Source organism: Acidimicrobiales bacterium (assembly GCA_036491125.1).
In the GTDB taxonomy this organism is placed as follows: domain Bacteria; phylum Actinomycetota; class Acidimicrobiia; order Acidimicrobiales; family AC-9; genus AC-9.
Genome location: DASXCO010000091.1, coordinates 18,427 through 44,008, shown reverse-complemented (window position 1 = coordinate 44,008; position 25,582 = coordinate 18,427). Strand labels below are relative to the sequence as shown.

The 25,582-nt window shown below is 69.8% G+C and carries 17 protein-coding genes; 4 read left to right on the top strand and 13 right to left on the bottom strand.

Features of this window, described 5'->3' with window-relative positions:
- Positions 1–2: 2 nt before the first annotated feature.
- The 4 genes from mnmA to VGF64_07810 form a co-directional block, all read right to left on the bottom strand.
- Positions 3–1,040, bottom strand: a complete 1,038-nt coding sequence (gene mnmA, locus VGF64_07825) for a tRNA 2-thiouridine(34) synthase MnmA (protein HEY1634649.1) — start codon at positions 1,038–1,040, stop codon at positions 3–5.
- Positions 1,041–1,044: 4 nt separating this feature from the next.
- The gene (locus VGF64_07820) at positions 1,045–2,163 is read right to left on the bottom strand and encodes a cysteine desulfurase family protein (protein HEY1634648.1); all 1,119 of its coding nucleotides are present in this window, start codon (positions 2,161–2,163) and stop codon (positions 1,045–1,047) included.
- A gap of 113 nt (positions 2,164–2,276) precedes the next feature.
- A complete protein-coding gene (locus VGF64_07815) occupies positions 2,277–3,371 on the bottom strand; it encodes a hypothetical protein (protein HEY1634647.1) in 1,095 nt (364 codons plus the stop codon).
- A gap of 192 nt (positions 3,372–3,563) precedes the next feature.
- Positions 3,564–4,034 (bottom strand): DUF2269 family protein, encoded by a 471-nt coding sequence (locus VGF64_07810; GenBank protein ID HEY1634646.1) that lies wholly within the window; start codon positions 4,032–4,034, stop codon positions 3,564–3,566.
- A gap of 74 nt (positions 4,035–4,108) precedes the next feature.
- Here VGF64_07810 and VGF64_07805 point away from each other — a divergent pair, with 74 nt between their 5' ends.
- Positions 4,109–5,092, top strand: a complete 984-nt coding sequence (locus VGF64_07805) for a DUF4921 family protein (GenBank protein ID HEY1634645.1) — start codon at positions 4,109–4,111, stop codon at positions 5,090–5,092.
- Here the strand turns inward: VGF64_07805 and glgB are convergent.
- The 4 genes from glgB to VGF64_07785 are packed head-to-tail and all read right to left on the bottom strand — an operon-like array spanning position 5,073 to position 12,338.
- Positions 5,073–7,286 carry a 1,4-alpha-glucan branching protein GlgB gene (gene glgB / locus VGF64_07800; GenBank protein ID HEY1634644.1) on the bottom strand — a complete coding sequence of 738 codons (2,214 nt, stop codon included), beginning with the start codon at positions 7,284–7,286 and terminating at the stop codon, positions 5,073–5,075. The genes VGF64_07805 and glgB overlap by 20 nt on opposite strands.
- Entirely contained in the window at positions 7,283–8,620 is a 1,338-nt protein-coding gene (locus VGF64_07795) for a hypothetical protein (protein HEY1634643.1), read from the bottom strand. Before VGF64_07795 ends, glgB begins: the two co-directional genes overlap by 4 nt.
- Positions 8,617–10,368 (bottom strand): maltose alpha-D-glucosyltransferase, encoded by a 1,752-nt coding sequence (gene treS, locus VGF64_07790; GenBank protein HEY1634642.1) that lies wholly within the window; start codon positions 10,366–10,368, stop codon positions 8,617–8,619. Before treS ends, VGF64_07795 begins: the two co-directional genes overlap by 4 nt.
- Entirely contained in the window at positions 10,365–12,338 is a 1,974-nt protein-coding gene (locus VGF64_07785; GenBank protein HEY1634641.1) for an alpha-1,4-glucan--maltose-1-phosphate maltosyltransferase, read from the bottom strand. The genes treS and VGF64_07785 overlap by 4 nt, the downstream gene beginning before the upstream one ends.
- A gap of 161 nt (positions 12,339–12,499) precedes the next feature.
- Here VGF64_07785 and glgP point away from each other — a divergent pair, with 161 nt between their 5' ends.
- Together glgP and VGF64_07775 are read left to right on the top strand one after the other, a co-directional pair.
- A complete protein-coding gene (gene glgP / locus VGF64_07780) occupies positions 12,500–14,989 on the top strand; it encodes an alpha-glucan family phosphorylase (protein ID HEY1634640.1) in 2,490 nt (829 codons plus the stop codon).
- Positions 14,990–15,039: 50 nt separating this feature from the next.
- Entirely contained in the window at positions 15,040–15,816 is a 777-nt protein-coding gene (locus VGF64_07775; GenBank protein HEY1634639.1) for an enoyl-CoA hydratase-related protein, read from the top strand.
- Between the two features lie 19 nt (positions 15,817–15,835).
- Here the strand turns inward: VGF64_07775 and meaB are convergent, their stop codons facing one another.
- Both meaB and murA read right to left on the bottom strand, forming a co-directional pair.
- The gene (gene meaB, locus VGF64_07770; GenBank protein HEY1634638.1) at positions 15,836–16,789 is read right to left on the bottom strand and encodes a methylmalonyl Co-A mutase-associated GTPase MeaB; all 954 of its coding nucleotides are present in this window, start codon (positions 16,787–16,789) and stop codon (positions 15,836–15,838) included.
- A complete protein-coding gene (murA, locus tag VGF64_07765; protein ID HEY1634637.1) occupies positions 16,790–18,043 on the bottom strand; it encodes a UDP-N-acetylglucosamine 1-carboxyvinyltransferase in 1,254 nt (417 codons plus the stop codon).
- Positions 18,044–18,107: 64 nt separating this feature from the next.
- Between murA and VGF64_07760 the strand changes: the two genes are divergently transcribed.
- On the top strand, positions 18,108–19,625 hold the full coding sequence (locus VGF64_07760; protein HEY1634636.1) for an MFS transporter: 1,518 nt from the start codon (positions 18,108–18,110) through the stop codon (positions 19,623–19,625).
- Positions 19,626–19,627: 2 nt separating this feature from the next.
- Here VGF64_07760 and VGF64_07755 read toward each other — a convergent pair whose 3' ends face one another.
- Genes VGF64_07755 through VGF64_07745 form a run of 3 tightly spaced genes read right to left on the bottom strand, consistent with a single transcriptional unit; the run spans position 19,628 to position 25,527 of the window.
- Complete coding sequence (locus tag VGF64_07755; GenBank protein ID HEY1634635.1) at positions 19,628–21,358, bottom strand: hypothetical protein; 1,731 nt, start codon at positions 21,356–21,358, stop codon at positions 19,628–19,630.
- Between the two features lie 31 nt (positions 21,359–21,389).
- Positions 21,390–23,294 (bottom strand): carbohydrate binding domain-containing protein, encoded by a 1,905-nt coding sequence (locus tag VGF64_07750; GenBank protein ID HEY1634634.1) that lies wholly within the window; start codon positions 23,292–23,294, stop codon positions 21,390–21,392.
- Between the two features lie 7 nt (positions 23,295–23,301).
- Positions 23,302–25,527, bottom strand: coding sequence for a glycosyltransferase family 2 protein (locus VGF64_07745; protein HEY1634633.1), 2,226 nt, complete (start codon positions 25,525–25,527; stop codon positions 23,302–23,304).
- Positions 25,528–25,582 lie beyond the last annotated feature (55 nt).

The following is a 25,582-nucleotide window of genomic DNA, read 5'->3' as shown; positions in this document are numbered from 1 at the left end:
GGCTACGCCGCCAGCCCCGCGCCCACCACCGCGTCACCGTCATAGAAGGCGACCGTCTGACCGGGCGCCACCCGACGCTGCGGCGCGGACCACCTGAGCCGGTCTCCCTCGAATGTGGCGGGAACGGCTCGACCGTGGGCGCTGACCTGGGCTCGCACCTCAGTGCCCGCGCTCACGGCGCGGTCGACCCAGGTCAGGTCGCGCAGCGCCGTGCCCTCGGTCAGCAGGTCGGCGTGGGACCCGACCACGACCGTGGAGGTTGCGTGGTCGACACTGACCACATAGCGGCGGCTGCCGTCGCCCCCGCCGCCCCCACCCAGGCCCCGACGCTGGCCGATCGTCACCAGCTCCACGGCGTCGACCGATCCGACCTCGGCGCCCGAGTCGGCATTGATCACCCGACCGGCATGCAGCGGCAACCGCTCGCCCAGGAACGCGGCCCTGCCGCCACCGGCGGAGATGAAGCACACCTCCTGGCTGTCGGGCTTGGCCGCCGTCCGCAGCCCGAGCTCGGACGCCCGGGCGCGCACGTCGGCCTTGGTCAGGTCACCCACCGGCAGCAGGGTGCGCGCCAGCTGGTCCTGGCCCAGCACCGACAGGACGTAGGACTGGTCCTTCGTCCGGTCGGCGCCGCGACGCAGCCGCCACCGTCCCCGCTCGGCGACGACGCGCGCGTGGTGACCAGTGGCCACGGCGTCGAAGCCCAACTTGACGGCGCGGTCGAGGAAGCGACGGAACTTGAGGTGCCGGTTGCACTCGATGCAGGGGTTGGGCGTGGCTCCCGCGGCGTGGGCGGCCACATAGTGATCCACCACCCGGGCCTCGAAGTCGTCGCTGAAGTTGAAGACCCGATGCACGATCCCGACCTGGGCCGCGACGCGGCGGGCGTCCTCGACGTCGTCCACCGAGCAGCACCCCGCGTCGCTGGGCCCGCCCCAGAGCTTCATGGTGGCGCCCACCACGTCGTGTCCCGCCTCGACCAGCAGCGCCGCCGCCACCGACGAGTCGACCCCGCCCGACATCGCCACCAACACCCGCACGTCGTCAGCCTCGCAGGTCGGCGACAGCCTTGGGGACGACCTCGAGGGCGAGGTCCACGTCCTCCCCGATCGAGCCGGCACCGAGGGACAGTCGCACGCTGGAGTTGGCCTCGTCGGCGCTCAGGCCCATGGCCACCAGCACGTGGCTGGGCTCCATGGCGCCGCTGGCACAGGCCGAGCCGGCCGAGGCACAGACCCCCGCCTCGTCGAGCAGCACGAGGAGCGCCTCACTCTCGACCCCCGGGAAGCGGAGGTGACAGTTGCCGGCGACCTTGCCCTGTCGCGGGCCCGTCTCGAGGGCGCCGGGAACAGCGACCCGCAGCCCGTCGGCCAGGCGGTCGCGCAGCCGACCCACGGACGTGACGACCTCGGGCCGCGTCGCCACCGTCACCCGCAGGGCCGCGGCCATCGCCACGATGCCGGCCACGTTGTGGGTGCCGCTGCGACGGTCGCGCTCCTGACCGCCGCCATGGATGATCGGGTCGAGCGCCGCGCCATGCCGCACGACCAGGGCGCCGACGCCCTTGGGTCCGCCGAACTTGTGGGCGCTCACGGCGACCAGGTCGGCCTCGCCCGCCAGGTCCGCGACGTCCAACCACGGGACGGCCTGTACGGCGTCGGTGTGGAACAGGGCGTCGGGAGCCCGCTCCCGCACCAGCGACAGCGCGTCCGCCAGCGGTTGCACGGTGCCCACCTCGTTGTTGGCGAGCATGATCGAGACGACCGAGACCGTGGGATCGAGGGCGTCCGCCAGCGCGTCCAGGTCGACCTGCCCGTCGGGACGGACCGGCACCACCCGTCCCCCGAGCGCCCGGCAGGTCTCGAGCACGGCGTGATGCTCGACTGCGGTGCAGACGACGGTGCCGGCGCGGCGACGCTGGACTCCGACGAGGGCCAGGTTGTCCGCCTCGGTGCCGCTGCCGGTGAACACGACCTGACCGGGCTCGGCTCCGAGGTCGGCGGCGACCGACTCGCGGGCATCGTCCATCGCCGTCCGCGCCGCACGGGCGATGGCGTGCACGCCCGAGGGGTTGCCGAACCGCTCGGTCAGGAAGGGCAGCATGGCGGCGACGGCTTCGGGCCGCATGGGCGTTGTGGCAGCGTGATCGAAGTAGGCGGCCATCACCTCCAGCGTAGGCGGACGCTCTGCTTTCTCTGGCGGCTTCGCCGCCCCGGACGGGGCCCCATCCCCGTCCTCCTCCGAGCGGCGGGGACCCCAACCCCGCCGCCGGCCGTTCAGCTCTGGCCGAGCGGCGCCAGGATGGCAGCGACCCCCGGTACCGAGGCGTCGTGCAGGAGCTGGCTGACCGGGCCGCCCTTGAGATAGCGACCGAGGAAGTCGATCGTCGACGCCTGCACGACATTGGCGGCCGGGCCCCCGTCCATGAAGGGGCCCTCGTGGCTGGCGCCCGGAAGGTCCAGGAGGTACTTGGGACCTCCGCCGTCGCTGTTGTAGAGCTGGCGGCTGTTCTGCGGGTTGTTCGAGTGGTCGGCGTCACCCTGGATGGCGAGCAGCGGCGCGCTGCCGGGCGGGAAGTACGAGCCGCCAGGCACGCCGATCTCGGCGCCGGCCATCACGATGGCGGCCGAGATGCGGGTGTCGCGACAGCAGGTGTTGTAGGCGACCTCCGCTGCGGTGATCCCGCCGTCGGAGTGGCCGGCGACGCCGATCTTGTGCGGGTCGACGAGCCCGGCCAGCGGACCGGGCTTGGCATCGGCCGCCAGCAGCTGATCGATCACGAAGCGGACGTCGGCCGGTTGGTTCACGAGGTCGGCCTCGTCCGGACCTCCGGGCGCCCCCGGGTTGGTCAGGGGGAAGGTGGGGGCGGCCACCACGTAGCCGGCCCGGGCCCAGGACCGCAGCAGGTCCGCGTACGGAGCCGGCGTGACGTCGAAGCCGTGGGCGAAGACGATGAGCGGGAAGGGTCCGCCAGCCGCCGGCGGAGCGGCGACGTTGTCAGGAGACCCCGCCGCCGCCGGATACCACACCGAGGTCGTGAGTACCCGCGGGCCCGAACCCGCCCGACGGCTGGCGTCCACCAGCGGCAGCGAGAGCTGGGCCACGGGGACCGGGGCCGGAGCGGGCGGCGCCGAGGCGGGCGCTGGTGGTGGCGGAGGCGCCGGGGCGGGAGGTGGCTTCTTGGGAAGCGTCGGCACGGGCGTGCGGGCCGGGTGGGCCGGGACGGCGGGGAGCAGCCCACGCCCGCTCGGGGCCGAGATCGAGGCCGATGCGAGCGCCTGCACCTGGGCGGCATGGGCAGAGGTCCGGACCGCGGCACCGAGGCCGCTGACGGCCACGGCGATGCTGACGACCGCGATCACGTTGGTCACCAATGCCGTTCGAGGGCCGAGACCGGCCCGGGAGGCCGGTCCGGAGGAGATGCCTCGGGCACCGCTGCGGCCGAGACCGGCACGGGAGGCCGGTCCGGAGGAGATGCCTAGGGCGCTGCTGCGGCCGAGACCGGCCCGAGAGGCCGACCCAGGTATGGAGCCCATCCCCTACTGTTCGCCGCTCCAGCTGCGTCAACCTCCGCTTCCGGGCTTGGCGAGCATCAGCACCAGCGTCGCCACGAAGACGAGATCGATGGCCACCGCGGCCCGCTCGACCCGGCGGCAGACCCGGTCGAGCTCGACCTGGCGGGCTCCAGTCCCGGGCGGAGGTGACTCGACGACGAGCTTCTGGATGCGGGCCTCGGCGGGCCACGCCACGGCCTGGGCCAGCGCGGCGGCGAGCACCCACAGCAGCAACGAGACCCACACCCAGAGCTGAGTGAAGCGGTCTGCACCGTGGCTGGTCTCCACGAGCACGACCCCCAGCACGGGCACGAGGTACACGCCGCGCGCCGCCCAGTTCGGGCCCGGGCGGAAGTAGCGCCGCACCACCTCGCTGGAGCGACGGCGAGCCAGTCCGGCGTACACGCCAGTGACGAAGATGGCCCCGAAGCCGACCACGGCGCTCAGCACGTGAAGCACAACCACAGTGGCCCGCGTCACAGCGGTCGGATCCTGCCCACGCGAGACCGCGCGCCAGCGCTACCGTGAGAGATCGTGACCTCTTTGGGGCGTCCATGAGTCAGCTGCGCCTCGATCCGATGACCGGACGATGGGTGTCGATCAGCGGTGGCCGGTTCGACCGGCCAGCCGCCTTCTCGCCACGCGCCCTGTCGGTCGAGGCCGACACCTCCCGACCGTGCCCGTTCTGCCCCGGGCACGAGGAAGCCACGCCTCCGGCCCTCGAGACCTACGGCTCGACGGGAACCTGGTTGGTGCGGGTCGTTCCGAACCTCTACCCCGCCTTCGACGGCGACGCGCCCATGGTCGTGAGCCACCTCGGGCCAACCTTCACCCAGGCACCCGCCAGCGGGATCCACGAGGTGCTCGTGTTCTCGCCCCAGCACGACGCCGCCCTGGCGGACCTCAACGACGCGCAGACGAGTCTGGTGATGGCCGCCATCCGCGACCGGATCGAGGAGCACGCCAACACTCCGGGCCTCCGCTACAGCCAGGCCATCGTCAACTCCGGCCGTGAGGCAGGGGCTTCGATCGAGCACCCTCACGGCCAGCTGCTCGGGATGTCGTTCGTCCCCCGGGAGCTGGTCGACGAGCTGGCCGGGTTCGCCCGCTTCGCCGGCAACTGCTTGCTGTGCACGGCGCTCAACGCCGAGGAGGAGGCCCGCTACCGGTTGGTGCTGGCCGACGAGCGCGTCGTCGTCTTCTGTCCGTTCTGGAGCGGGGTCCCCTTCGAGATGCTCGTGGTACCCCGGACCCATGGCCCACACCTCCACCGCAGCTCTCCCCCCGACCTGGCCGCCGCCGGCCAAGCGCTACGCGCCGCCGTCGCCCAGCTGCGGGACCGGCTCGGGGACGTCGCCTACAACGTCGCCTTCCACTCGGCGCCGTACCGGCTGTCGGGCACTTACCACTGGCACATCCACGTGTGGCCGAAGCTCACCACCCTCGCCGGCTTCGAGCTGGGCACGGGCGTGTTCATCAATGTCGTCTCCCCCGAGCTGGCGGCCGAGGAGCTGCGCCTCACCGTCCCGGCTCGCTGACCGGAGCGGACAGCCACAGGACGCCGAGCGGAGGCAGGTTCAGCTCCGCCGAGTGGTCGAGGCCGTGCCAGCTGGTGTCGCTGGCCAGCACGCTCCCACCGTTGCCCACCCCGCTGCCGCCGAACTGCGTGGCGTCGGTGTTGACCGCCTCGCGCCACTCCCCCCCGAGCGGCAGGCCGACGCGGTAGCCGTGACGAGGGATCGGGGAGAGGTTGGCCACGCAGACGACCGCCGCGCTGGCGTTCGCGGGGTCGCCGCCCGGTAGACGGACGAACGACAGCACGTTGCTGTCCACGTCGCTGGCATCGATCCAGCGGAACCCCTCACTGCTGAAGTCCTGCTTCCACAGGGCGGGGAGCTCGACGTAGGTCCGGTTGATCGCCCGGACCAGGTCCTGCACCCCACGGTGACCGGCGTCGTCGAGCGCTTGCCAGTCGAGGCTGGTGTCGTGTGACCACTCCCGCTCCTGGGCCAGCTCGCCTCCCATGAACAGCAGCTGCTTGCCCGGATGGGCCCACATCCAGGCCAGCAGGGCGCGAAGGTTGGCCAGCTGCTGCCAGCGGTCGCCTGGCATCTTCCGAAGCAGCGAGCCCTTGCCGTGCACCACCTCGTCGTGGGAGAGGGGCAGGACGAAGTTCTCGCTGAACGCGTACACGAGCCCGAAGGTCAGCTGGTCATGGTGATACCGACGGTGGACGGGCTCCTTGGCGAAGTAGTCGAGGGTGTCGTGCATCCAACCCATGTTCCACTTGAGGCCGAAGCCCAGCCCTCCTACATAGGTCGGGCGGGACACGCCCGGCCAGGCGGTCGACTCCTCGGCGATGGTCGTCACGCCCGGGTGGGTACGGTGGACGACCTCGTTCATCTCCTTGAGGAAGCTGACCGCCTCGAGGTCCTCGCGTCCCCCGAAGACATTGGGGACCCACTCGCCCTCTCGCCGCGAGTAGTCCAGGTAGAGCATCGAGGCCACGGCATCCACGCGCAGCCCGTCGACATGGAACTCCTCGAGCCAGTAAAGGGCGTTGGCGACCAGGAAGTTGCGGACCTCGTTGCGTCCGAGGTTGAACACGAGGGTGCCCCAGTCGGGATGGCTCCCGCGGCGAGGGTCGTCGTGCTCGTACACCGCGCTGCCGTCGAAGCGGGCCAGGGCCCAGTCGTCGCGGGGGAAGTGGGCCGGGACCCAGTCGACGACCACCCCGATGTCGGCGCCGTGGAGGGCGTCGACGAGCGCCTTGAGCCCGTCCGGGCTGCCGTAGCGGCCGGTCGGGGCGTAGTACGAGGAGACCTGGTAGCCCCACGACCCTCCGAAGGGGTGCTCGGCCAGGGGCATGAGCTCGACGTGGGTGAAGCCCATGTCGCGCACGTAGCGGGGGAGCTCGGCGGCCAGATCGAGGTAGCTCAGGGGCTCCTCGTCGGGCCCGCGTCGCCACGAGCCGGCGTGCATCTCGTAGATCAGGAGCGGTCGGTCGAGCCAGCCCAACGCCCCGCGTGTCTCCATCCACTTGCTGTCGGACCACGCGTAGGGCTGTGGATCCGGGACCACGCTGTCGGTGGCGGGGGGGACCTCGGCCTGCCTGGCCATCGGATCAGCCTTGAGCCGCAGCTGTCGATCGGCCGTAAGGATCTCGTACTTGTAGCGCGATCCGGCCTCGACGCCAGGGACGAACAGCTCCCACACACCGGACGACCCGAGCGAGCGCATGGGGTGGACCCGACCGTCCCAGCCGTTGAAGTCGCCGACCAGGCGCACCGACCGGGCGGCGGGGGCCCACACGGCGAAGGCCGTACCCCAGACGCCCTGGTGCTCGCGGCGGCGGGCGCCGAGCACCTCCCACAGCCGGTGATGGTGCCCCTCCCCGAGGAGGTGGAGGTCCATCTCCCCGAGCGTCGGCCAGAACCGGTACGGATCGTCGTAGCGCACCGTCGCGCCACCCTCGAAGTCGGCCTCGATCACGTACCCGTCCATGTCGCGGAGATCGGCGAGGAACAGCCCACCAGGACGGAGTCTGGTCATGTCGACCGTTCGGCCGTCGTGCAGCACCAGCCGGACGGCCGAGGCGTCCGGCCGCAGGGCCAGGATCGTGGACCCGTGCGGTCCGAGGAGCCGGTGAGGATCGGCGTGCTCACCGTTGAGGAGGCGATCGAGCTCGCTGGGTGGGCCTGCCGGTCCGCCCGTTTCGGTGACCATGGTCATGCTTCTCCTCGTAGCCGTACGAGCGCCTCACGGGGAATGTGCGCCCACGCCGGCCGATAGGCGAGCTCGTAGCAGAGCTCGTAGGCCGCCTTCTCCAGCTCGAAGGCGGCGAGCACCGCCTCGAAATCGGCGCCGCTCGGCACCAGCTCGCTCACCTGTCCGAGCGAACCGTAGCCGTCAAGAAACGCCCGCCGGTTGCGCTGCTCCCACGCCACCGCCAGCTCGGCCACGTCAGCCTGTCCGGCGGGTCCGCGCTCCTCGGCGGCCAGGGCCGTGGCGTACTGGAAGGAGCGCAGCATCCCGGCCACGTCCCGGAGGGGTGAGCGGACCTGACGACGCTCGGCCAGCGGCCGCGCCGGCTCGCCCTCGAAGTCGAGCACGTACCACCCCACCTCGCCCCGCATGACCTGGCCCAGGTGGTAGTCGCCGTGCAGCCGGATGGCGACCCCCGGGTCGCGCACTGCCCGCAGGTCGTCGAGGATCGAACCCAGGGCGGGACCAGCCACCTCCTCGGACGCCGGTACGGCTTCCAGCTGCTGCTGGATGGATTGCGCCCACTCCGCTGGCTCGGCCGGGTGTCGTCCGAACGCGTCAGCCAGGGCCAGGTGCAGCTTGGCCGTCATCTCCCCGAGGCGCCGAGCCTCGTCCCCGAAGTCGCCGCCCGCCGCCTCGGGACGCGTGTCGGGCTCCGACGCGTACAAGTCCCGCAACGAGGTGAGAGCCAGCGCCCACCCCTCGCTGCCACCGGCGAGGTACTCCTGGACCAGCGCCAGGTCCCACGGGTCCCGGCGCCAGACCGCCACTGGCGCGGCGACGTGGTTGAACCCGACCTCGTCGAGGGCGAGGGTGACCTCGACGTCCGGGTTGGGACCCGACTGGAGGCGGCGGAACACCTTCATGATCAGCCGGTCGTCGTAGACCAACGAGGTGTTCGACTGCTCCGCGCCCACGGACCGTACGCGGGTGGCCTTCTGGTTGCCACCCGAGACAATTTCGAGCAGCTCGAGGGCGAGCTCGGGGTCGGCCAGCGCGCCGTAGGCGAGCGCGGGTCCGTCGCCGTCCTCGAGCGACCCGAGGATGGCGTGCTCCTGCCCGCGCAGGATGCCGAGCGCCTCCTGCTCCTCGCGCACACCGACGAGCACGTGGTAGGTCGCGCCGCCAGCGTCCACGACGAGGTCGGTGAGGCGGGGTCGGCCGGGCCGGATCACCTCGGCCTCGACGATTCGCGGCTCGACCCCCTCGTGCTCGCTCCGGGCGAACCACCGCTGCCGCTCGAAGAACGGGCCCAGGTACCCCGCCAGCACCTCGAGCTCGGTCTCCCCAGGGCTGGTCACGATGGGTCCTGCGGCCCGGGATCGACCAGCTCGAACCAGTAGAACCCGTAGGGACCGAGGGTGACGAAGTAGGGCAGGGCGCCGATCTTCGGAAACGGCACCCGGCCGAGCATCTCCATGGGGTTCCTCCCTTCCCAGCGCCCCAGGGCCAGCTCGGCGGGCTGGGCGAAGCGGCTGAGGTTGTGCACGCAGAGGACCGTCTCCGCCCCCGTGCGTTCGGCTGTGTCGCGCTGCTCGTCGGGAGCTTCTCGAGGGGTCCGCACATAGGCCAGCACGGACGGATTCTCGGCCGGCAGGACCTCGAAGGTGCCGGTGCCGAAGAGCGAGTGCTGCTTGCGCACTTCGAGGAGGCGTCGCAGCCAGTGCAGGAACGAGCTCGGGTTCCGCATGCCCGCCTCGATGTTCACGGCCTGGAAGCCGTAGACCGGGTCCATGAGAGGCGGCAGGTACAGCTGGGCGAAATCGGCTCGACTGAAGCCCGCGTTGCGGTCGGGCGTCCACTGCATGGGCGTACGGACCCCATCCCGATCCCCCAGGTAGATGTTGTCGCCCATCATCAGCTCGTCCCCGTAATACAGGATCGGGCTGCCAGGCATCGAGAAGAGCATGGCGTGCATGAGCTCGGCGAGCCGCCGGTCGTTGTCCACCAGCGGGGCCAACCGTCGACCGATGCCGATGTTGCGCTTCATGCGGGGGTCCTTGGCGTACTCCCCGTACATATAGTCGCGCTCTTCGTCGGTGACCATCTCCAGGGTCAGCTCGTCGTGGTTGCGCAGGAAGATCCCCCACTGGGAGCCGTCGGGGATGTCCGGCGTCTGGGCCAGGATCTCGGTCATCGGGAAGCGCTGCTCCCGCCGCACCGACATGAACATCCGGGGCATGACCGGAAAATGGAAGCACATGTGACACTCGTCGCCGTTGCCGAAGTAGTCGACCACATCGGCGGGCCACTGGTTGGCCTCGGCCAGTAGGACCTTGTTGGGGTGGCTGGCGTCGATCTCCTTGCGCAGCCGCTTGAGGTACCCGTGGGTCGCGGGGAGGTTCTCGCAGTTGGTGCCGTCCCGCTCGTAGAGGTACGGCACGGCGTCGAGGCGGAACCCGTCCAGCCCGATGTCCAGCCAGAACCGGACCACGTCGAGCATGGCGTCGGCCACCTCGGGGCAGTCGTAGTTGAGGTCGGGCTGGTGAGAGAAGAACCGGTGCCAGTAGTACTGCTGGCGCTGGGGGTCCCAGGTCCAGTTGGACTTCTCGGTGTCGACGAAGATCACTCGGGCTTCCGGCCAGAGCTGATCGTCATCGCTCCAGACGTACCAGTCGGCCCGGTCGTTGGTGCGGTCCTGTCGGGACTCGACGAACCAGGGGTGCTGGTCGCTGGTGTGGTTCATGACCAGATCGGCGATGACCCGCAGGCCCCGCCGGTGGGCCTGCTCGACGAGGTGGACGGCGTCACCCAGGTCGCCGTAGTCAGGGTGGACGGCGAAGAAGTCGCTGATGTCGTACCCGCCGTCACGAAGAGGCGACTGGTAGAAGGGCAGTAGCCAGATGCAGTCGACACCCAGCCAGCTCAGGTACTCGAGCTTGTCCACGATCCCCGCGAGGTCGCCGGTGCCGTCGTTGTTGGCGTCGTAGAAGCCGCGCGGGACCACCTCGTAGAACACCGCCCGCTGGTACCACCGGGGATCGTCGGCCAGGCGTGAAGGTCGCGAGCCGCTCCCGCTGGAGCGGCCGCGCCGGCGCGTTGCGCTCACGGGCGCGTCCGCAGATGCAGGACGTGAGCCGGCTGCTGGCTCGGGTCGAGTCGCACATAGGGGTTGGGGCCGCTCCAGCCGAAGACCTTCCCGGTCAGCTCGTCCACCACCTCGAACAGTCCGTCGTCGGGCAGGCCCAGGACTCCCAGGTCCAGCCCGAGGGTGGCCTCGTGGGTCGTCCACGGCTCGAGGTTCACCACCATCAGCACGACGTCGCTTCGATCTTCGGTGTGCTTGGAGTAGGCGAGGATCCGCGTGTTGCTGCTCTGATGGAACGTGAGGTTCCGAAGCCGCCAGAAGGCTGGATGGCGGTGCCGGATGGAGTTGACCAAACCGATCCATGGCGCCAGGGAGTCGGGGCGCGACCAGTCCCGCCGCTTGATCTCGTACTTCTCCGAGTGGCCGTACTCCTCGTTGGCGTCGGACGCCGGCTCGTTCTCGAACAGCTCGTAGCCGCTGTAGATCCCATAGGACGGGACCATGGTGGCCGCCAGCACCAGTCGCATCTTGAACGCGGCCGGCGGGCCCCGACGGAGCGGTCCAGCGAGGATGTCGGGCGTGTTGGGCCAGAAGCTGGGTCGCATGTAGTCGGCCAGGGGCCCAGCCGTGAGCTCCCGCAGGTACTCGGTGAGCTCCCCCGCATCGTTCCGCCACGTGAAGTAGGTGTAGCTCTGGGAGAACCCGACCTCGGCCAGCTTGGCCATGACCTTGGGCCGGGTGAAGGCTTCGGCGAGGAAGATCACGTCGGGGTGGCCGGCCCTCACCGTCGGGATGAGCCACTCCCAGAGCGCCATCGGCTTGGTGTGCGGGTTGTCGACCCGGAAGATCCGTATCCCCACCTCGATCCAGTGCTCGACGATGCCCCGGCACGCCTCCCACAGGGACCAGCGGTCGGCCTCCGACGAGGGCCAGAAGTTGATGGGATAGATGTCCTGGTACTTCTTCGGCGGGTTCTCGGCGTAGGCGATCGACCCGTCGGATCGGTGGTGGAACCACTCTGGATGCTCGCGGACCCACGGGTGGTCCGGCGAGCACTGGAGCGCGTAGTCGAGGGCGATCTCGATCCCGAGCTCGCCCGCTCGGGCCATGAGCTCCTGGAGGTCGGCAACCGTGCCCAGCTCGGGCGCCACGGCGGTGTGCCCTCCTTCGGGCCCGCCGATCGCCCAGGGACTCCCGGGATCGCCGGGCCGGGGCTCCAGGGTGTTGTCCGCGCCCTTGCGGCTCGTGGTCCCGATGGGGTGGATCGGGGGCAGGTAGACGACGTCGAAGCCCATCTCGGCCACGGCATCCAGACGCTTCACCGCTCCGGCGAGGCCGCCCTCCGAACGGGGGAACAGCTCGTACCAGGCCCCCACCAACGCCCGCGGCCGGTCGACCCACAGAGGCACGGTCGGGGACCTGGTGCGATCGGGCGTCCCGTCGGGTCCCGCCAACAGCCCGGTCAGCTCAGAGTCGAAGGCGGGGCCCAGTCTTCGCTCGAGGGGTGCCTTCGTGGCGCGCAGGGCGTCAACTGCCTCTCGCAGGACGCCAGCGGGGTCCCGCAGCGATGTCCGGTGCCCTGGGTCGCCGTCCTCCGCCCGCTCTTCCAGCAGGCGGGCCCCCTCCTCGAGCTCCACGGACAGGTCGTCGCCCGCGTCCCGCTTCACCGTTGCCCGGTGCCGCCAGGTGGCCAGGCGGTCGGTCCAGGCCTCGACCACCAGGTCGTGGAGGCCGACCACGTTCGGCTCGACGACGGCCTCCCAGCGGTCGTTGCCCAGCTCGCGCATGGGGACTGCCGACCAGTCGGGAGCTCCGCTGCCGCGTGGCGGCTGGGCTGTCGGTCGCCAGCAGACGCGTGCCGCCAGGATGTCGTGACCATCCCTGAAGATGTCTGCGCTGACATGGACCGCCTCCCCGACGACCGCCTTGGCTGGATACATGCCGGTGGGGGTGCGCGGGCGAATGTCGTCGATGACGATTCGGCCGATCACGCACTCAGCCTTACCGCCGGGAGGCGGGGAGCCAAACCGGCCGGTGCTCGCCATGGCCGGCCCGGGAGGCCGGCCGGATAGATGGCCGCAGGCGCGTCAGCGTCTTGGGCCCATCGGGGCCCGGCCCGGGTCGCGTGACGGCTTCGCTAGCCTGCTGGCGGATGAGGGCGCTCCGGAGCTTCGCCGTTCGCGTCAAGCTGCCCGAGGCGCTGACGCCGCTGCAGCAGCTCGCGACCAATCTGAGGTGGTCGTGGGACGAGCGCACGAGAGACCTGTTCCGCTGGGTCGATCCGCAGCGGTGGGAGATCGCCGGGCGCGATCCGCTTCGCCTGCTGAGCGCCGCCGACCCCGAGCGATTGGAGGCCCTGGCCACCGACCCCGCCTTCACGGGGTTCCTCGACGAGGTGCGGTCCGACCTGCACCGCTACCTGGAGGCGCCCCTCTGGTTCCAGGGACAGGGGTCGAGCGCCCTGCGATCAGCGGCCTATTTCTCGCCGGAGTTCGGCATCGCCGAGGCACTCCCCCAGTACTCGGGCGGGCTGGGCGTGCTGGCCGGAGACCACCTCAAGGCGGCGGGCGACCTCGGTGTCCCCCTGGTTGGGGTGGGCCTGCTGTACCGGTATGGCTACTTTCGCCAAGAGCTGGACCCCGACGGCTGGCAACAGGAGCGGTATCCCGCCCTCGACCCTCACGCCATGCCCATCGAGCTCGTCGAGGGCGTACTCGTCGAGGTCGAGCTGGCCGGTCGGCCGGTCGCGGCGAGGCTGTGGCTGGCCCACGTCGGGCGGGTCCGCCTCTATCTCCTGGACACCGACGTCGACGCCAACGACGCTGCCGGGCGGGCGATCACCGACCGCCTCTACGGCGGCGACAACGAGCACCGGCTCCGCCAGGAGATCCTCCTCGGGATCGGCGGCGTCCGGGCCCTCGACGCCGTCGGCGAGCCGACGCAGGTGTTCCACTCCAACGAGGGCCACGCCGGCTTTCTCGGCCTCGAGCGCATCCGCCGACTCGTCGTGGGCGAGGGTCTCACGTTGGACGAGGCCCTCGAGGCCGTCCGGGCCGGCACCGTCTTCACCACTCACACCCCGGTGCCGGCGGGCATCGACCGTTTTCCGCGGGCGCTGATGGAGCGTTACTTCACCGGCTGGGCCGAGGAGTGCGGGGTCACCATCGACCGGCTGATGAGCCTGGGCCACCTTCCCGGTGAGCCGGCCGATGCCGCCTTCAACATGGCGGTGATGGGCCTCCGCCTCGCCAGCGCCGCAAATGGGGTCTCCCGCCTCCACGGCGCCGTGAGCCGGGAGATGTTCAGCGACCTCTGGCCCGACATCGAGGTCGACGAGGTGCCCATCGGCTCGGTCACCAACGGCGTGCACCCGGCTTCGTGGGTCTCGCCCGAGATGAGCAACCTGCTGACCCGGAGTCTCCTCCCCTCCTGGGCCGATGGCGACGACACTGCGTGGGCACGGATCGACGACGTGAGCGACGACGAGATCTGGCGGGTGCGGGATCAGCTCCGGGAGCGGCTGGTCAGCTTCGTGCGGTCGCGCCTCGGAGCAGAGGTCCTCGACCCGGGGATCCTCACCATCGGCTTCGCCCGGCGGTTCGTCCCCTACAAGCGGGCCACCCTGCTGCTGTCCCCGCCCGAGCGGCTGACCGCCCTGCTCACCAACGAGGACCGGCCCGTGCAGCTGGTGCTCGCCGGCAAGGCGCACCCGGCCGACGACGCGGGCAAGGAGATGATCCGCCGCATGGTGCAGTTCTCCCGAGAGCCCTCGATCCGCCACCGGGTCGTGTTCGTGGAGGACTATGACATCGCCGTCGCCCTGGCCCTGTGCCAAGGCTGCGACCTCTGGCTCAACGTCCCCCGCCGCCTCCAGGAGGCGTGCGGCACGAGCGGGCAGAAGGCCGCCCTCAACGGCGCCCTCAACCTCTCGATCCTGGACGGGTGGTGGGACGAGTGGTTCGACGGCGACAACGGCTGGGCCGTGGCCTCGGCCGAGCGCGCCCAGGACGAGAGCCGCCGCGACGCGATCGAGGCGGCCAATCTCTTCGACGTGCTCGAACGCCAGGTCGTGCCCCTTTTCTACGACCGGCCGGAAGGCTCGGTGTCTCCGGGCTGGGTGCGCCGGATCAAGTCGTCGCTCGCGTCCCTCGGGCCTCGGGTGGGGGCGCCCCGCATGGTGCGGGACTACACCCGGACGGTCTACGAGCCCGCCGCCCGCCGGGTCGAGTCGCTGAGCGCTTCGAGCTACGAGCGGGCCAGGGCCCTCGCCGCCTGGAAAGCGACGGTGTCGGCGGCCTGGCCCGGCGTGCACGTGGTCGCGGTCGACTCGGAGGCGACCCCGGCTGATCTCGGGGCCAAGCGCCGCGTCGACGCCGTGGTCGTGCTCGGCTCGCTGGACGAGGGCGACGTGACCGTCGAGCTGGCTCACGGACCGGTCGGTGCGGACGGCGAGCTGACGGCGGCCTCGGTCACGCCGATGTCCGCGGTGGGAGCCGCCTCCAGCGGCGACGGCGCGGCGGTCCGTTACACCGCGACCTTCGCCTGCGAGCAGCCCGGCCGCTACGGCTTCACGGTCCGCGTGGTCCCCTCCCACGAGGACCTGGCCAGCACCAGCGAGATGGGCCTGGCCGCCTGGGCGTGAGGACGACGGCCCGGGAGGCCGGAGCGAATGGCGCGAGTACGGTGCCTCGCATGCCCGAGCCGAACGTGTCAGTCGAGCGGCGGGCCGACGGGGTCGCACTGGTCCGCCTCGATCGTCCCAAGATGAACGCTCTCTCGCGGGAGGTCCTCAGCCAGCTCGCCGCCGTCGCGTCCGAGCTGTCCATGGATCCCCCGGGAGCGGTGGTGATCTGGGGAGGCGAGCGAATCTTCGCCGCCGGCGCCGAGATCTCCGAGCTCCGGGGGCCTGCGGAGGCGGCCGAGGTCACGGGGTCGTTTCACGCCGCTCTCGACGCCGTGGCCGCCATCCCCCGGGCGACGATCGCCGCCATCAATGGGTTCGCCCTGGGCGGTGGGTGCGAGCTGGCGCTGGCATGCGACTTCCGCGTGGCGGGGGAGGCCGCCAAGCTGGGCCAGCCGGAGACCCTGCTGGGCATCATCCCCGGCGGCGGAGGAACCCAGCGGCTCGCCCGTCAGGTCGGCGCCGCTCGGGCCAAGGACCTTATCTTCACCGGCCGGCAGGTCGCCGCCGCCGAGGCCGAGCGCATCGGCCTGGTCGACCGGGTGGTCCCCACGGGCGAGGTGCTCGACGCCGCCCTGTCATGGGCGTCCGAGCTCGCCCGCGGCGCCGTGGTAGCGCAGGGCATGGCCAAGCGGGCCATCGACGACGGGCTCGCCGGACCGCTGGCCGAGGGCCTGTCGCTGGAACGCGACCTGTTCGTCGAGTCGTTCCGCACCGAGGACGCGGGCATCGGGGTCCGCTCGTTTCTCGAGCAGGGTCCGGGCAAGGCGAACTTCGTCGGCCGCTGAGGACAGACGCCGGCCGGCACTAACCGACCAGGCCGTCGAGGATCTCGTCGGCCGCCTGGTAGGGGTCGAGGCGGCGCTCGATCATCGCCGACCTCATGCTGTCGAACGACGCGCCCGTCGACAGGCTGTCCGCCCGCTGCTCCAGTCGCCGGGTCACGATCGTGCGCAGCTCGTCCTCGAGGCGCTGCGCCCGTCGTCGATCCAGCGCCCCCCGCTCCTCCTGGAACGCCCGATGGCGAGCGAGCTCCCCCGACAGCTCGGTGATCCCCTTGCCGGTCGAGGCCACGGTCTCCACGATCGGCGGCCGCCAGTCGCCGAACGTCGACAGCTCCAGCATGAGCGCCAGGTCGCGGTGGGTCTCGCGGGCGCCGGGGCGGTCGGCCTTGTTGATGACGAGGAGATCGGCGATCTCCAGGAGGCCAGCCTTGTTGGCCTGCACCGCGTCCCCCCAACCAGGGTTCACCACCACAACCGTGGTGTCGGTCGCGCCCGCCACCTCCAGCTCGACCTGTCCGACGCCGACGGTCTCGACGAGCACCATCGGCATCCCGGCGGCGTCGAGGACCCGTATGGCTTCGGGCACGGCGAGGGCGAGCCCGCCCATGTGGCCGCGGGTGGCCATCGAGCGGATGAAGACCCCGGGATCGACGGAGTGGTCCTGCATACGGACCCGATCCCCGAGGATGGCGCCCCCCGAGAACGGCGAGGACGGGTCGACCGCCAGCACGCCGACCTGCCCTCCCTGGCTCCTGGCCTCGGCGATCAGCCGGTCGGTCAGGGTCGACTTGCCCGATCCGGGGGCGCCGGTGATGCCCACGCTGTAGGCCTGCCCACCCCTCGGGTAGGTCAGGCGGCCGACCGCCCGGGCCTGCGGACCGCCCCGTTCGACCAGGGAGATGAGGCGGGCCAGCGAGCCGCGGTCGCCCTCGACTGCCGCCTTGACCAGCTGCTCGACGTCGGCGCGACCCGGCACTCAGCTGGCCCTGGACACGTCGGCGCCCAGGGCGGCGAGCTTGTCGGCGAAGCGCTCGTAGCCCCGGTCCACGTGATGGGCATCGCCCACCGCGGTCTCGCCGTCGGCGACCAGCCCGGCCAGGACGAGCGCGGCGCCCGCCCGGATGTCGGGGGCGCGGACGGGGGCTCCTGACAGGCGCTGCACGCCCCGAACCACGGCGTGGTGACCCTCGGTGCGAATGTCGGCGCCCATGCGCCGGAGCTCGTCGACGTAGCGGAACCGGCCCCTGAAGAGGTTCTCGGTCACGATGCCCACGCCTTCGGCGACCGACAGCATCGTCACGAGCAGCGGCTTGTAGTCCGTCGCGACACCCGGATAGGGAAGCGTGGCGACGTCCACCGACCGGCGAGGCCCGGAGGCCGCGACCCACAGGCCGTCCGAGGTGGGCGAGACGTGGACGCCCATGGCGCCGAGCTTCTGGATGAGCATGTCGAGATGCTCGGCCCGACCGTCTTCGATGAGGGCCTCACCTCTGGCCAGACCGACGGCAGTCAGGAACGTCGCCGTCTCGACACGGTCGGGGATGACGCGGTGATCTACGGGCCGTAGCTCCTCGACCCCTTCGACCTCGATGCGCGACGTCCCCGCCCCACCGATCCTCGCGCCCATGTGGTTGAGGAAGGCTGCCAGGTCGGCGACCTCGGGCTCGCGCGCCGCGTTCTCGATGATCGTCGTCCCTTTGGCGCGCGCCGCCGCCATCAGCACGTTGTCGGTCGCGGTGTGGCTGGGGAACTCGAGGACCACTCGGGTGCCCACCAGACGTCCTGCCCGCCCCTCCACGTAGCCGTGGGCGGCCTCGAAGGTGACACCCATGGACTCGAAGCTGCGCAGGTGGATGTCGATGGGACGGTGCCCGAAGTCGTCGCCTCCCGGCATGGCCACCCTGGCGGTGCCGAAGCGGGCGAGGAGCGGTCCCAGCACGACCACCGACGCCCGCATTCGCTCGACGAGCTCGTAGGGCGCCTCGGGGGTGAGGTCCGCGGGCGTGTCGATAGTCAGCTCGTGCTCTCCCGTGCGTCGGACGCCGACCCCCATGGCCGCCAGCACGTCGCTCATCGTCTCGACGTCAGCGATGCGGGGAACGTTGGACAGGTGGTAGCGGCCCTCGGCCAGCAGGCAGGCGGCCATGAGCTTGAGCACGGAGTTCTTGGCCCCTCCCACCCGCACCGTGCCGGACAGCGGGGGGCCGGGACGAACGACGAAGCGATCCACGAGGGTCAAGTATGGTCGGTCGCCTCCTGCCCCTGGACGACCAGCCTTCGATATGGTCGCCCTCATGGCGGCGGCCCTGCATCGAGTCGTCACCGAGGCCACGGTCGACGCCGCCCGGGCCGATGTGGTGCTCCAGCCTCGCTCGGACATGGTGCTGGAGCGGACGTTGGCGCCTGGGCTCTTCGAGGCGGCCGAAGGCCCCGTGGACACGTACCGTCGCCAGGTCGTCGTCGACCCGGACGAGAGCGGGCGAACGCGCGTCAGCCAGACGGTCGAATTTCGCCTGGCCGTGCCCTGGGTGGGCTGGCTGTTCCTGCTCCCCTCCCGCCGCCTCCTGGGCTCCCTCGAGCGCCCGGCGCGCGCCCCGTGGTGGTTGCCGCCGGCTCGACTCGATCCGAAGACGACCCGAGCGCTCACGGCGCTGGCGGCGTTGGCCCTGGTCGACGGCTACCTCGGCACGGTGCTCACCCAGACAGGGACGTTCGCGGCCCGCGAGTTCGGAGCCAGCGACCGGGCCCTGGGGGTGGCGCTCGCCGTCGTCAGGGGCGACGTCGCCCTCGCATTCGTCCTGGTGGCCTTGGCCGACCGCCGGGGGAGACGGGGGTTGCTGCTCGGCTGCACGGCCGCGGGCTGCGCCCTGACGATGCTCGGAGCGCTCTCCCCCTCGCTGGTCTGGCTCGCCGGCAGCCAGGTCGTCTCCCGCGGCTTCGTCACCGCCGCCGTCATCCTGTTGGCGGTGGTGGCAGCCGAGGAGGTCCCCGCCGGCGCTCGCGCCTATTCGTTCGGCATCCTGGTACTGACGGCCGCCCTGGGCGCCGGCGTGTGCGCGCTGCTGCTCATCCTGGCCGACTTCGGACCGGGCGCCTGGCGGGCGTTGTACGTGGTGCCCGCGGCCGGGCTCGTCGTGCTGATCCCGATCGCCCGCAAACTCCCTGAGAGCCGGCGCTTCGCCGCGCCGCATGCCATCGCGACGCTGCGCGGCCACGGTTGGCGGCTGTGGCTGCTGGCCGGCTCACGCTTCCTGCTCAACGTCTTCCTCGTGCCCGCCACGCAGTATCAGAACCAGTTCCTGCGGGCGGAGCGCGGTTTCTCGGGCGCCCGGATCTCGCTGTTCCTCATCGGCACCAACACACCCGGCGGCATCGGCGTCGTCGCTGGAGGTCGGCTGGCAGATGTGCGCGGGCGACGGATCGTCGCCGGGGTCGGCCTGATCGGAGGGGTCGGCGCCACGGTCGCGATGTACTCCACGCGGGGCTGGTCCATGTGGATCGCTGGCGTGGCTGCCGCGGTGATCGGCGCCGCGGTGCTTCCGGCGCTCGGGGTCTACGGTCCGGAGCTGTTCCCCACGTCGCTCCGAGGGCGGGCCAACGGGCTGCTCTACGTGAGCGATCGGCTCGGCGGAGCGAGCGGCCTGCTGACGGTGGGCTTCCTGGCCGGCCCGCTCGGATCGCTCGGCCGCCCGCTGGCGCTGCTGGCGCTGGGGCCCCTCGCGTTGAGCGTGATCGTGCTCACGCTCTTTCCGGAGACGGCGGGCGTCGAGCTGGAGACGCTGAACCCGGAGGACGCGGGCGACCCGAAGTGAGCTCAGGCGCGTGCGCCGGGCGGGACGCGCGAGCCGGGGAGCGGGCCGGGCGCCAGGTACACCTGGATGGTCCCGGTCGCGAGCTCCGGCGTGCCGGGTAGCACTCGGTACTCGTAGGGACCATGTGACTGCAGCTCGAACGTGGGGCCCGTCGGGGCCGCGGCTGTCGTGCCGCCGTACAGGTCCATCCGAGGCACCACCCGAAAGCGGTAGCCGTCCTTGGCGAGCTCGAGGATGACGGGTCCGGTCTGGCCCTGCTCCTGGACGATGTGCAACGTGAACGCAGTGCTCCGATCCTGGCCGACCAATTGCTCGATCCGGCCAGCGACGGCGCGGGAGTCTCTCTGATCGGCGTTCCAGGCGGTGGAAGGGCGGATGATGACGCGGTCGAGCCACACCGCAACGATGGCCAAGGCAGTCAGGATGCCCAATGCCGTCACGGTTCGGAGGAGACGGCGCGGTGGGCGAGCGAGTCGCCGCACACCCGTCGATGCTGCGGACCACAGGAGCACGCCTGCGCCGATGATGGCCGGGATTCCCAATGACGAGGCCCAGGTGAACAGGTAGCTGTAGTACGGGCCCGCGACCCGGGTGGCGGCCACGACGGCGATGGCCAACCCGATCGGCGTGGAGAGTGCCAGATAGGCGATGAAGGGCGATCGCCTTCGTCCGACGAACCAGGTGACCAGCCCGATGAGCGCCACGGCGCCAGCGGCGAGGAACCGGTAGCGGTGCCCGAGGACGTCGACCGGGGTTCCGAGGGGGACGACGGACGCCGAGCCGCTGATCGCAGCCAGCCCATCGGCCAAGGAATGCGAGGATGGACCGCCCGCTGCCGCAGGGTGAAGAAAGAAGCGGACGATGGCGGTCAGGTTCCCGTTGCCGGGATGGGCAAGCTCTTGAGCGATCGGAGCCAGCCACACCAGAGCAAGCAACCCGGAGGTGATGGGCCAGGGCGACCTCACGACACGACGCCACGAGCGGCGCCCAGCCGGATGCTCCTCTGTGCTGAGCGTGGGCGATCGGGCTCTGCGCCGGCGGGCAAAGGCGAACCCGGCCGTCGCGATGATCACGACGCCGGCGGCGATCGGGACCGTGCCCACGTGGGTCTGGACGACGAAGGAGGCCACCAGGTAGACGAGGGCGAGCGACCATCGGTCGCCTGTGGCCGCGGCGGCGCCCGCGACCAGAAGCAGGAGCACCGGAAGCGGAAGCAGGGCCGGATTCCAGGGATTGATCAGCTCGCTGAAGCCCGTCGCGCCCAGGTACACCCCGATCGCCACCGCGGCGATCCGCGCCGCCGTCTCCCCGGCCTGTCGCCGCACGATCACAACAGTGAGAAGAGCGGTAAGCCCGTTCAGCAGCCAGGCATCGAGGAACAACGCTCGCGAGCTGGATCCGCTCAGCCAGTAGAGGGGAGCGAAGAGGTAGAACATCGCCGGTCCCGGGTGATGCCAGCCGTACTGCGAGTAGGGCCCGAGATGCGCAGCCAGGTGCGTGGCCTGTCGCACATCCAGCTCGATGAAGGCGACGTCGCTGAAGGGGAGGAACGGGTGGCCCAGCGACAGCGAGATCCGCACTGCGCCGATCAGGACGACGAGGCCGGACACCAGGAGGGAGAGGGGCCATCGCCCTATCCCGCGTCGAACCTCGCCGTCGCGTGGCGAGGGCACGCTGGAGAGGTCAGACGGCGAGCGGACGCGCGATCTGCTGGCGACCGTCACACGGCTCACGAAGACGAAGCGTACCGATCCTGCGAACCGGCTATCGCCACGGCGGCAGCGAACGCCTGCCAGCAGCCGAGCTCCACGGCCAGCCCCATTGCTGCCCTGGCTCCAACGTGATTCGTTGGATCACGAGACTGCCGTGTCCGGCTCCCACCGCCCCGAACGACACGGCCACGACATGTTGGAGGGGGATGGGTCCTTTGCTGTCGAGCTCTCCCTTCGTGTTCACGTGCCGGAACGCGTCCCAAGGGATGGCGATGGTACGAGTACCGAGCCGATCGTCATCGAAGGTGGCGTCATAGCGATCGACGCCTCCTGAGCCCGAGGCTGTGGCCACCCGGATGTCCACCGTCCGGCCACTGCCTTCCCCCGTCACCGTAAAGTCGATGCTACGCGTTGCCCGCCAGTCTTCTCCGGCGGGAAAGGACCGGCCGAGCACCGGCACGCTCCCTTGGGTGTCGTAGTTCCACTGCAGCACCTGCTGCGCCGGAACCCCCTCGAGTAGGCCCGCACTCGAGGCACCGCCGACCGTGAACCAGCCTTGCCCACCACCGTCGAGGCCGTCGACTCTGCGCCCAGGAGCGATCACCCCCCGGTCTTGCACGCGGCTGAAAACACCGATACCAGCCTGCCGCAAGTCAAGGAGCGCGTTCTTCCACGCGCCGGTAGCCCCGTGGTAGCTGAGCTCATCGACCGGTATGCCAGCCTTGATCTCGTTCGCGAAGGGGTCGACGAAGCCGTGGTACCAGTCTCGAAATTGGAACCCGTAGTAGATATTTATCGGAAGTATGGCGACCAGGCCCGCGCACAGCACTCCCGGTCCGAAGCGCCGCCAAGTCGTTGGCCCATAGCGATCGTAGACAATGTACGCACAGCACAGGACCGGCAGCGCTGCCAGCGGGTAATAGTCAAGCATTCCCCACTGGGGAAGGTTCCCAGCGCGTTCGTTTCCGATCTCTGCGGCGATCACGAAACCAGCGAGCAGGAAAGCCAACAGCGGCCACGTACCCTCCCGTCGGTTCCGGAAGACCAATACCGCGGCGCCGGCCAGTATCGAGATCACCGTCAAGGCCGAGACGAACCACCACGCCCCGGCGGCAGGACCGACGGCCAGCGCGATGAACTTTGCCCCCGTCGCCAGCGTCGCCCACAAACTCGGACTTGGTGGAGTTTCTGCCGGGTGCTGCAGTCCCACGAAGTCAAGAACAGTCAGGGCGATGCCGACGCAGATGGATGAGATGAGTATGACCCTGACCCGATGGTGCGAACGACGAATCCTCGGGAGCAGTGCCAACGAGACCAAGGGAACGAACGGGAGGGCGGTCGCACCCGTAAGCGGGATCGCGACAAGACACGCACCCACCGCTAGCGCTCGCCGTGTAGAGAACTCGCCGGCCGTCGCGACACCCAGCAGCAACCCACAGGCCAGCGCGGCCGCCACCACCCACATGAGCTGCCAGCCGAACCCCATGTTCGCCCAGTTTCCAAGGCTCAGGAAGGCCAGAGGAAAGAAGGCGTCGCTCCAGCGGGTACGACCTCGAACGTGGCGCAGGTACAGGATGAAGGCGGCAGCTATGAGGCCGAGGAGGAGGATGTTGAAGATCATCCCGACCCTGAAGTCAGGCCACAGCTTGAGCAACCCCAGGTAGATAAGCCGCGGCAATGGCACCCGGTGGGTGTTGACCGGGCTCCACAGCCAGTTCAAGAAGTGGTCCTGATGACCGGTGAGGGCAGGCACCATCTGCCAGTCCTCATAGATGGGGAAGTTCCGCGCGTTCGACAGCACGACGATGAAGGAGGAGACGAGGCCTGCGGTCCATGACCCCCAGACGAAGAGGCGGGCTCGGCCGTCTGAGGACCGCAGCTGTGTCCCTTCGTCAGGCGTGGCCAGCGCAGGTTCCAGCACGGCCGCCTCGCCCGAGCTCAAGTCCTTGACAGCCAAGACAAGCTCAACCCTCGAGACGCCGGCTGCGCCCCTCGATCTGGCCAACTGTCAGGTAATGGGATAGAGGGTTCTGCCCTGAATCAGCGACATCAGGATGGAGAGCCAGGTAATAGGACGGATCGAACTCGTTACTGGGTGCCCGACCCTCGAAGCCACCACGCTCGAGGAAGTGCTGCAGAAGGTTCGAGTCGCTGCTCGACACTTCAGGCATGCGAAGGCGATAGAAGGATGGATCGAAGAACGGGTTCGGCCAGCGTCCCTCCGACTCCCCCGCCTGTACATAGTGCCAGAGGGGTTCGACGCCAGCGGCGGCTACATCGGGATTTCGTCCGAGGTAGTACCCCGCGTCGAACAGCGCGCTACTACGAAGCGCCTGCCACGCTCGCAGATGGGCACTGACCACCCGGGGACGCCGGGCGAGCTTGGCGAAGAATCGCCGGTCTGGCGGGATGTCGGTGAGCCGGCCAAGGATCCCTCCGACGATCTCGGTCACGGCTCTGTTCGAGCCGGCCGGCTCCGCATCCGAGATCTCCAGATCCTCGGCGGAGGGGATGATGACCAGCGACTCGGTCGGGGACCGGGTGGTATTCCGGGCGTCGTCCGAGGAGAACTGGATTACAGACCGGCTCGCCAGCCTGTGGGTCACCGCTTCAATGTCGTGTTCTTCATGCAGCCAATGTTCGAGGGCAGACGACCAGTCGGGAGCGGTGGTAGTTGCCTTACCCCAATGTCCGTACAACTTGTTGAAAGTCATGCAGATGGGAACGAAGCGGCCGCCGAGCACCTCCTCCCAGATTGCCGCTGCTGCTCCAGGGTTGAGGGGCTCGCAGAAGTCGTCGAATATCACGACCCCGCCGGGAGCCAGAAGCCGCTGCGCAATGTTGATGTCCTGCTTGACTGCGTCATAGCCACGGCTGGTGCCGATGTGCACCAGCCGGCAGCCTTGCGCCTTGGCCGCCTCGTCCAACTGGGCTGACGGGTTTCCGATGATCGTTGGTAAGACGGCATGAAAACGAAGGTAGTGGGCCTCGAACTCCTGCCGCGAGCACGCGTAGGGACGCTCGATCTCGCCGGAGGTCTCGTCACTTGTTGATGTCACCTTGTCGAACAGACCGCAGACCATGAGCCGATCAGATCGATGACGAACGAAGTAGCCGAAGAGGCTGGCGGTCCTTCCGTGATAGGCGCCAATGTCCACGATGTCACCGCGGATGCCATGGAGGTACTGCTCTCGGTCAAGTTCGATGAGCAAGCGTGCATCTACGGAGAGAAGCTGACCGGGAACAGTGTCGAGCGCGAGCAGGTACGCGCCCAGTGCAGGATCGATTGAACGGCTTGCCGGCGGGCGCTCGACGCCCCCTCCGGGAACAAGCGGTTGGACGGTCTCACGGAGGCGCGTATCCTCGACGAGCTCCCGGCGTCGCCCTCCCACGTCCAGCGCCCCGTCCGCGTAGCTGTTGGCTGCCCATTCTGCGTCCATCAGGCCCTGACGGCCGAGACGCCACCAACGGCGGGCATGCCAGGATGACCATTGGCCATCTCCCTCGAGGATGCGCCGACCGAAGTCCAGCTTCGGCGTAAACACCGACCGGGCCCTGAACGGTGCGTGCAGGCATGCGATGGTCGAGAGGGATGGCATGTCGCCAGCCGTGTTCCAAACGTAATGGTTTCCTTCCCCGATGAGGATCCTGGGCCCGGCTCGACTGATCCATTTCGACTCATAGATGTATTCGACGAACCCGATCAGGTCGTTGTCCACCTGACCCTCCAGGATGCGGGAGGCACCCTCGGACCGGCGGACCGGCGTCATGGTCATCGTGAGCAGGCTCGTGGCGTCTGGCACCAGGACGTCGCGCCGTTGCACGAAGTTGACGACGTCGACCTTGACGGCTGATACCGAGGTTGGGAGTTGCGCGAGGACCTCTCTCAGCGGCGACTCGACGCCGGTCCAGAACTCGTCGGCGTCGATAGGTAGAACCCAGTCGGCTCCCTGGTGCGCCGCCAAGCGGGCCATTCTGGTCATCTTCTCGGACTGGTGGTAGGGACCAGGCTCACTCGCTACGAGGATCGGGAATTCCTCTGAGAGTCGCAGCAGCACATCGAGCGTGCGATCGGTCGATCCGTTGTCGATGGCGATAGCGGCATCGATCGCGGTGCTGAAGTGATGCCGCAGATTTACCTCGAGGAGATCCTCCTCATTACGAACTACGTACAGTCCTACGAGCTTCACGAGAGCAGCCGAATCATGCCAGCTTCTTCGGACGAACAGGGCCTCCGGTCACGTC

What these genes read in the sequence shown, in the direction of transcription:
- glgB (HEY1634644.1), bottom strand. Translation starts at nt 7,286, where the DNA reads ATGACCATGGTCACCGAAACGGGCGGACCGGCAGGCCCACCCAGCGAG.
- VGF64_07760 (HEY1634636.1), top strand. Translation starts at nt 18,108, where the DNA reads ATGGCGGCGGCCCTGCATCGAGTCGTCACCGAGGCCACGGTCGACGCC.
- VGF64_07820 (HEY1634648.1), bottom strand. Translation starts at nt 2,163, where the DNA reads ATGGCCGCCTACTTCGATCACGCTGCCACAACGCCCATGCGGCCCGAA.
- VGF64_07775 (HEY1634639.1), top strand. Translation starts at nt 15,040, where the DNA reads ATGCCCGAGCCGAACGTGTCAGTCGAGCGGCGGGCCGACGGGGTCGCA.
- glgP (HEY1634640.1), top strand. Translation starts at nt 12,500, where the DNA reads ATGAGGGCGCTCCGGAGCTTCGCCGTTCGCGTCAAGCTGCCCGAGGCG.
- VGF64_07805 (HEY1634645.1), top strand. Translation starts at nt 4,109, where the DNA reads ATGAGTCAGCTGCGCCTCGATCCGATGACCGGACGATGGGTGTCGATC.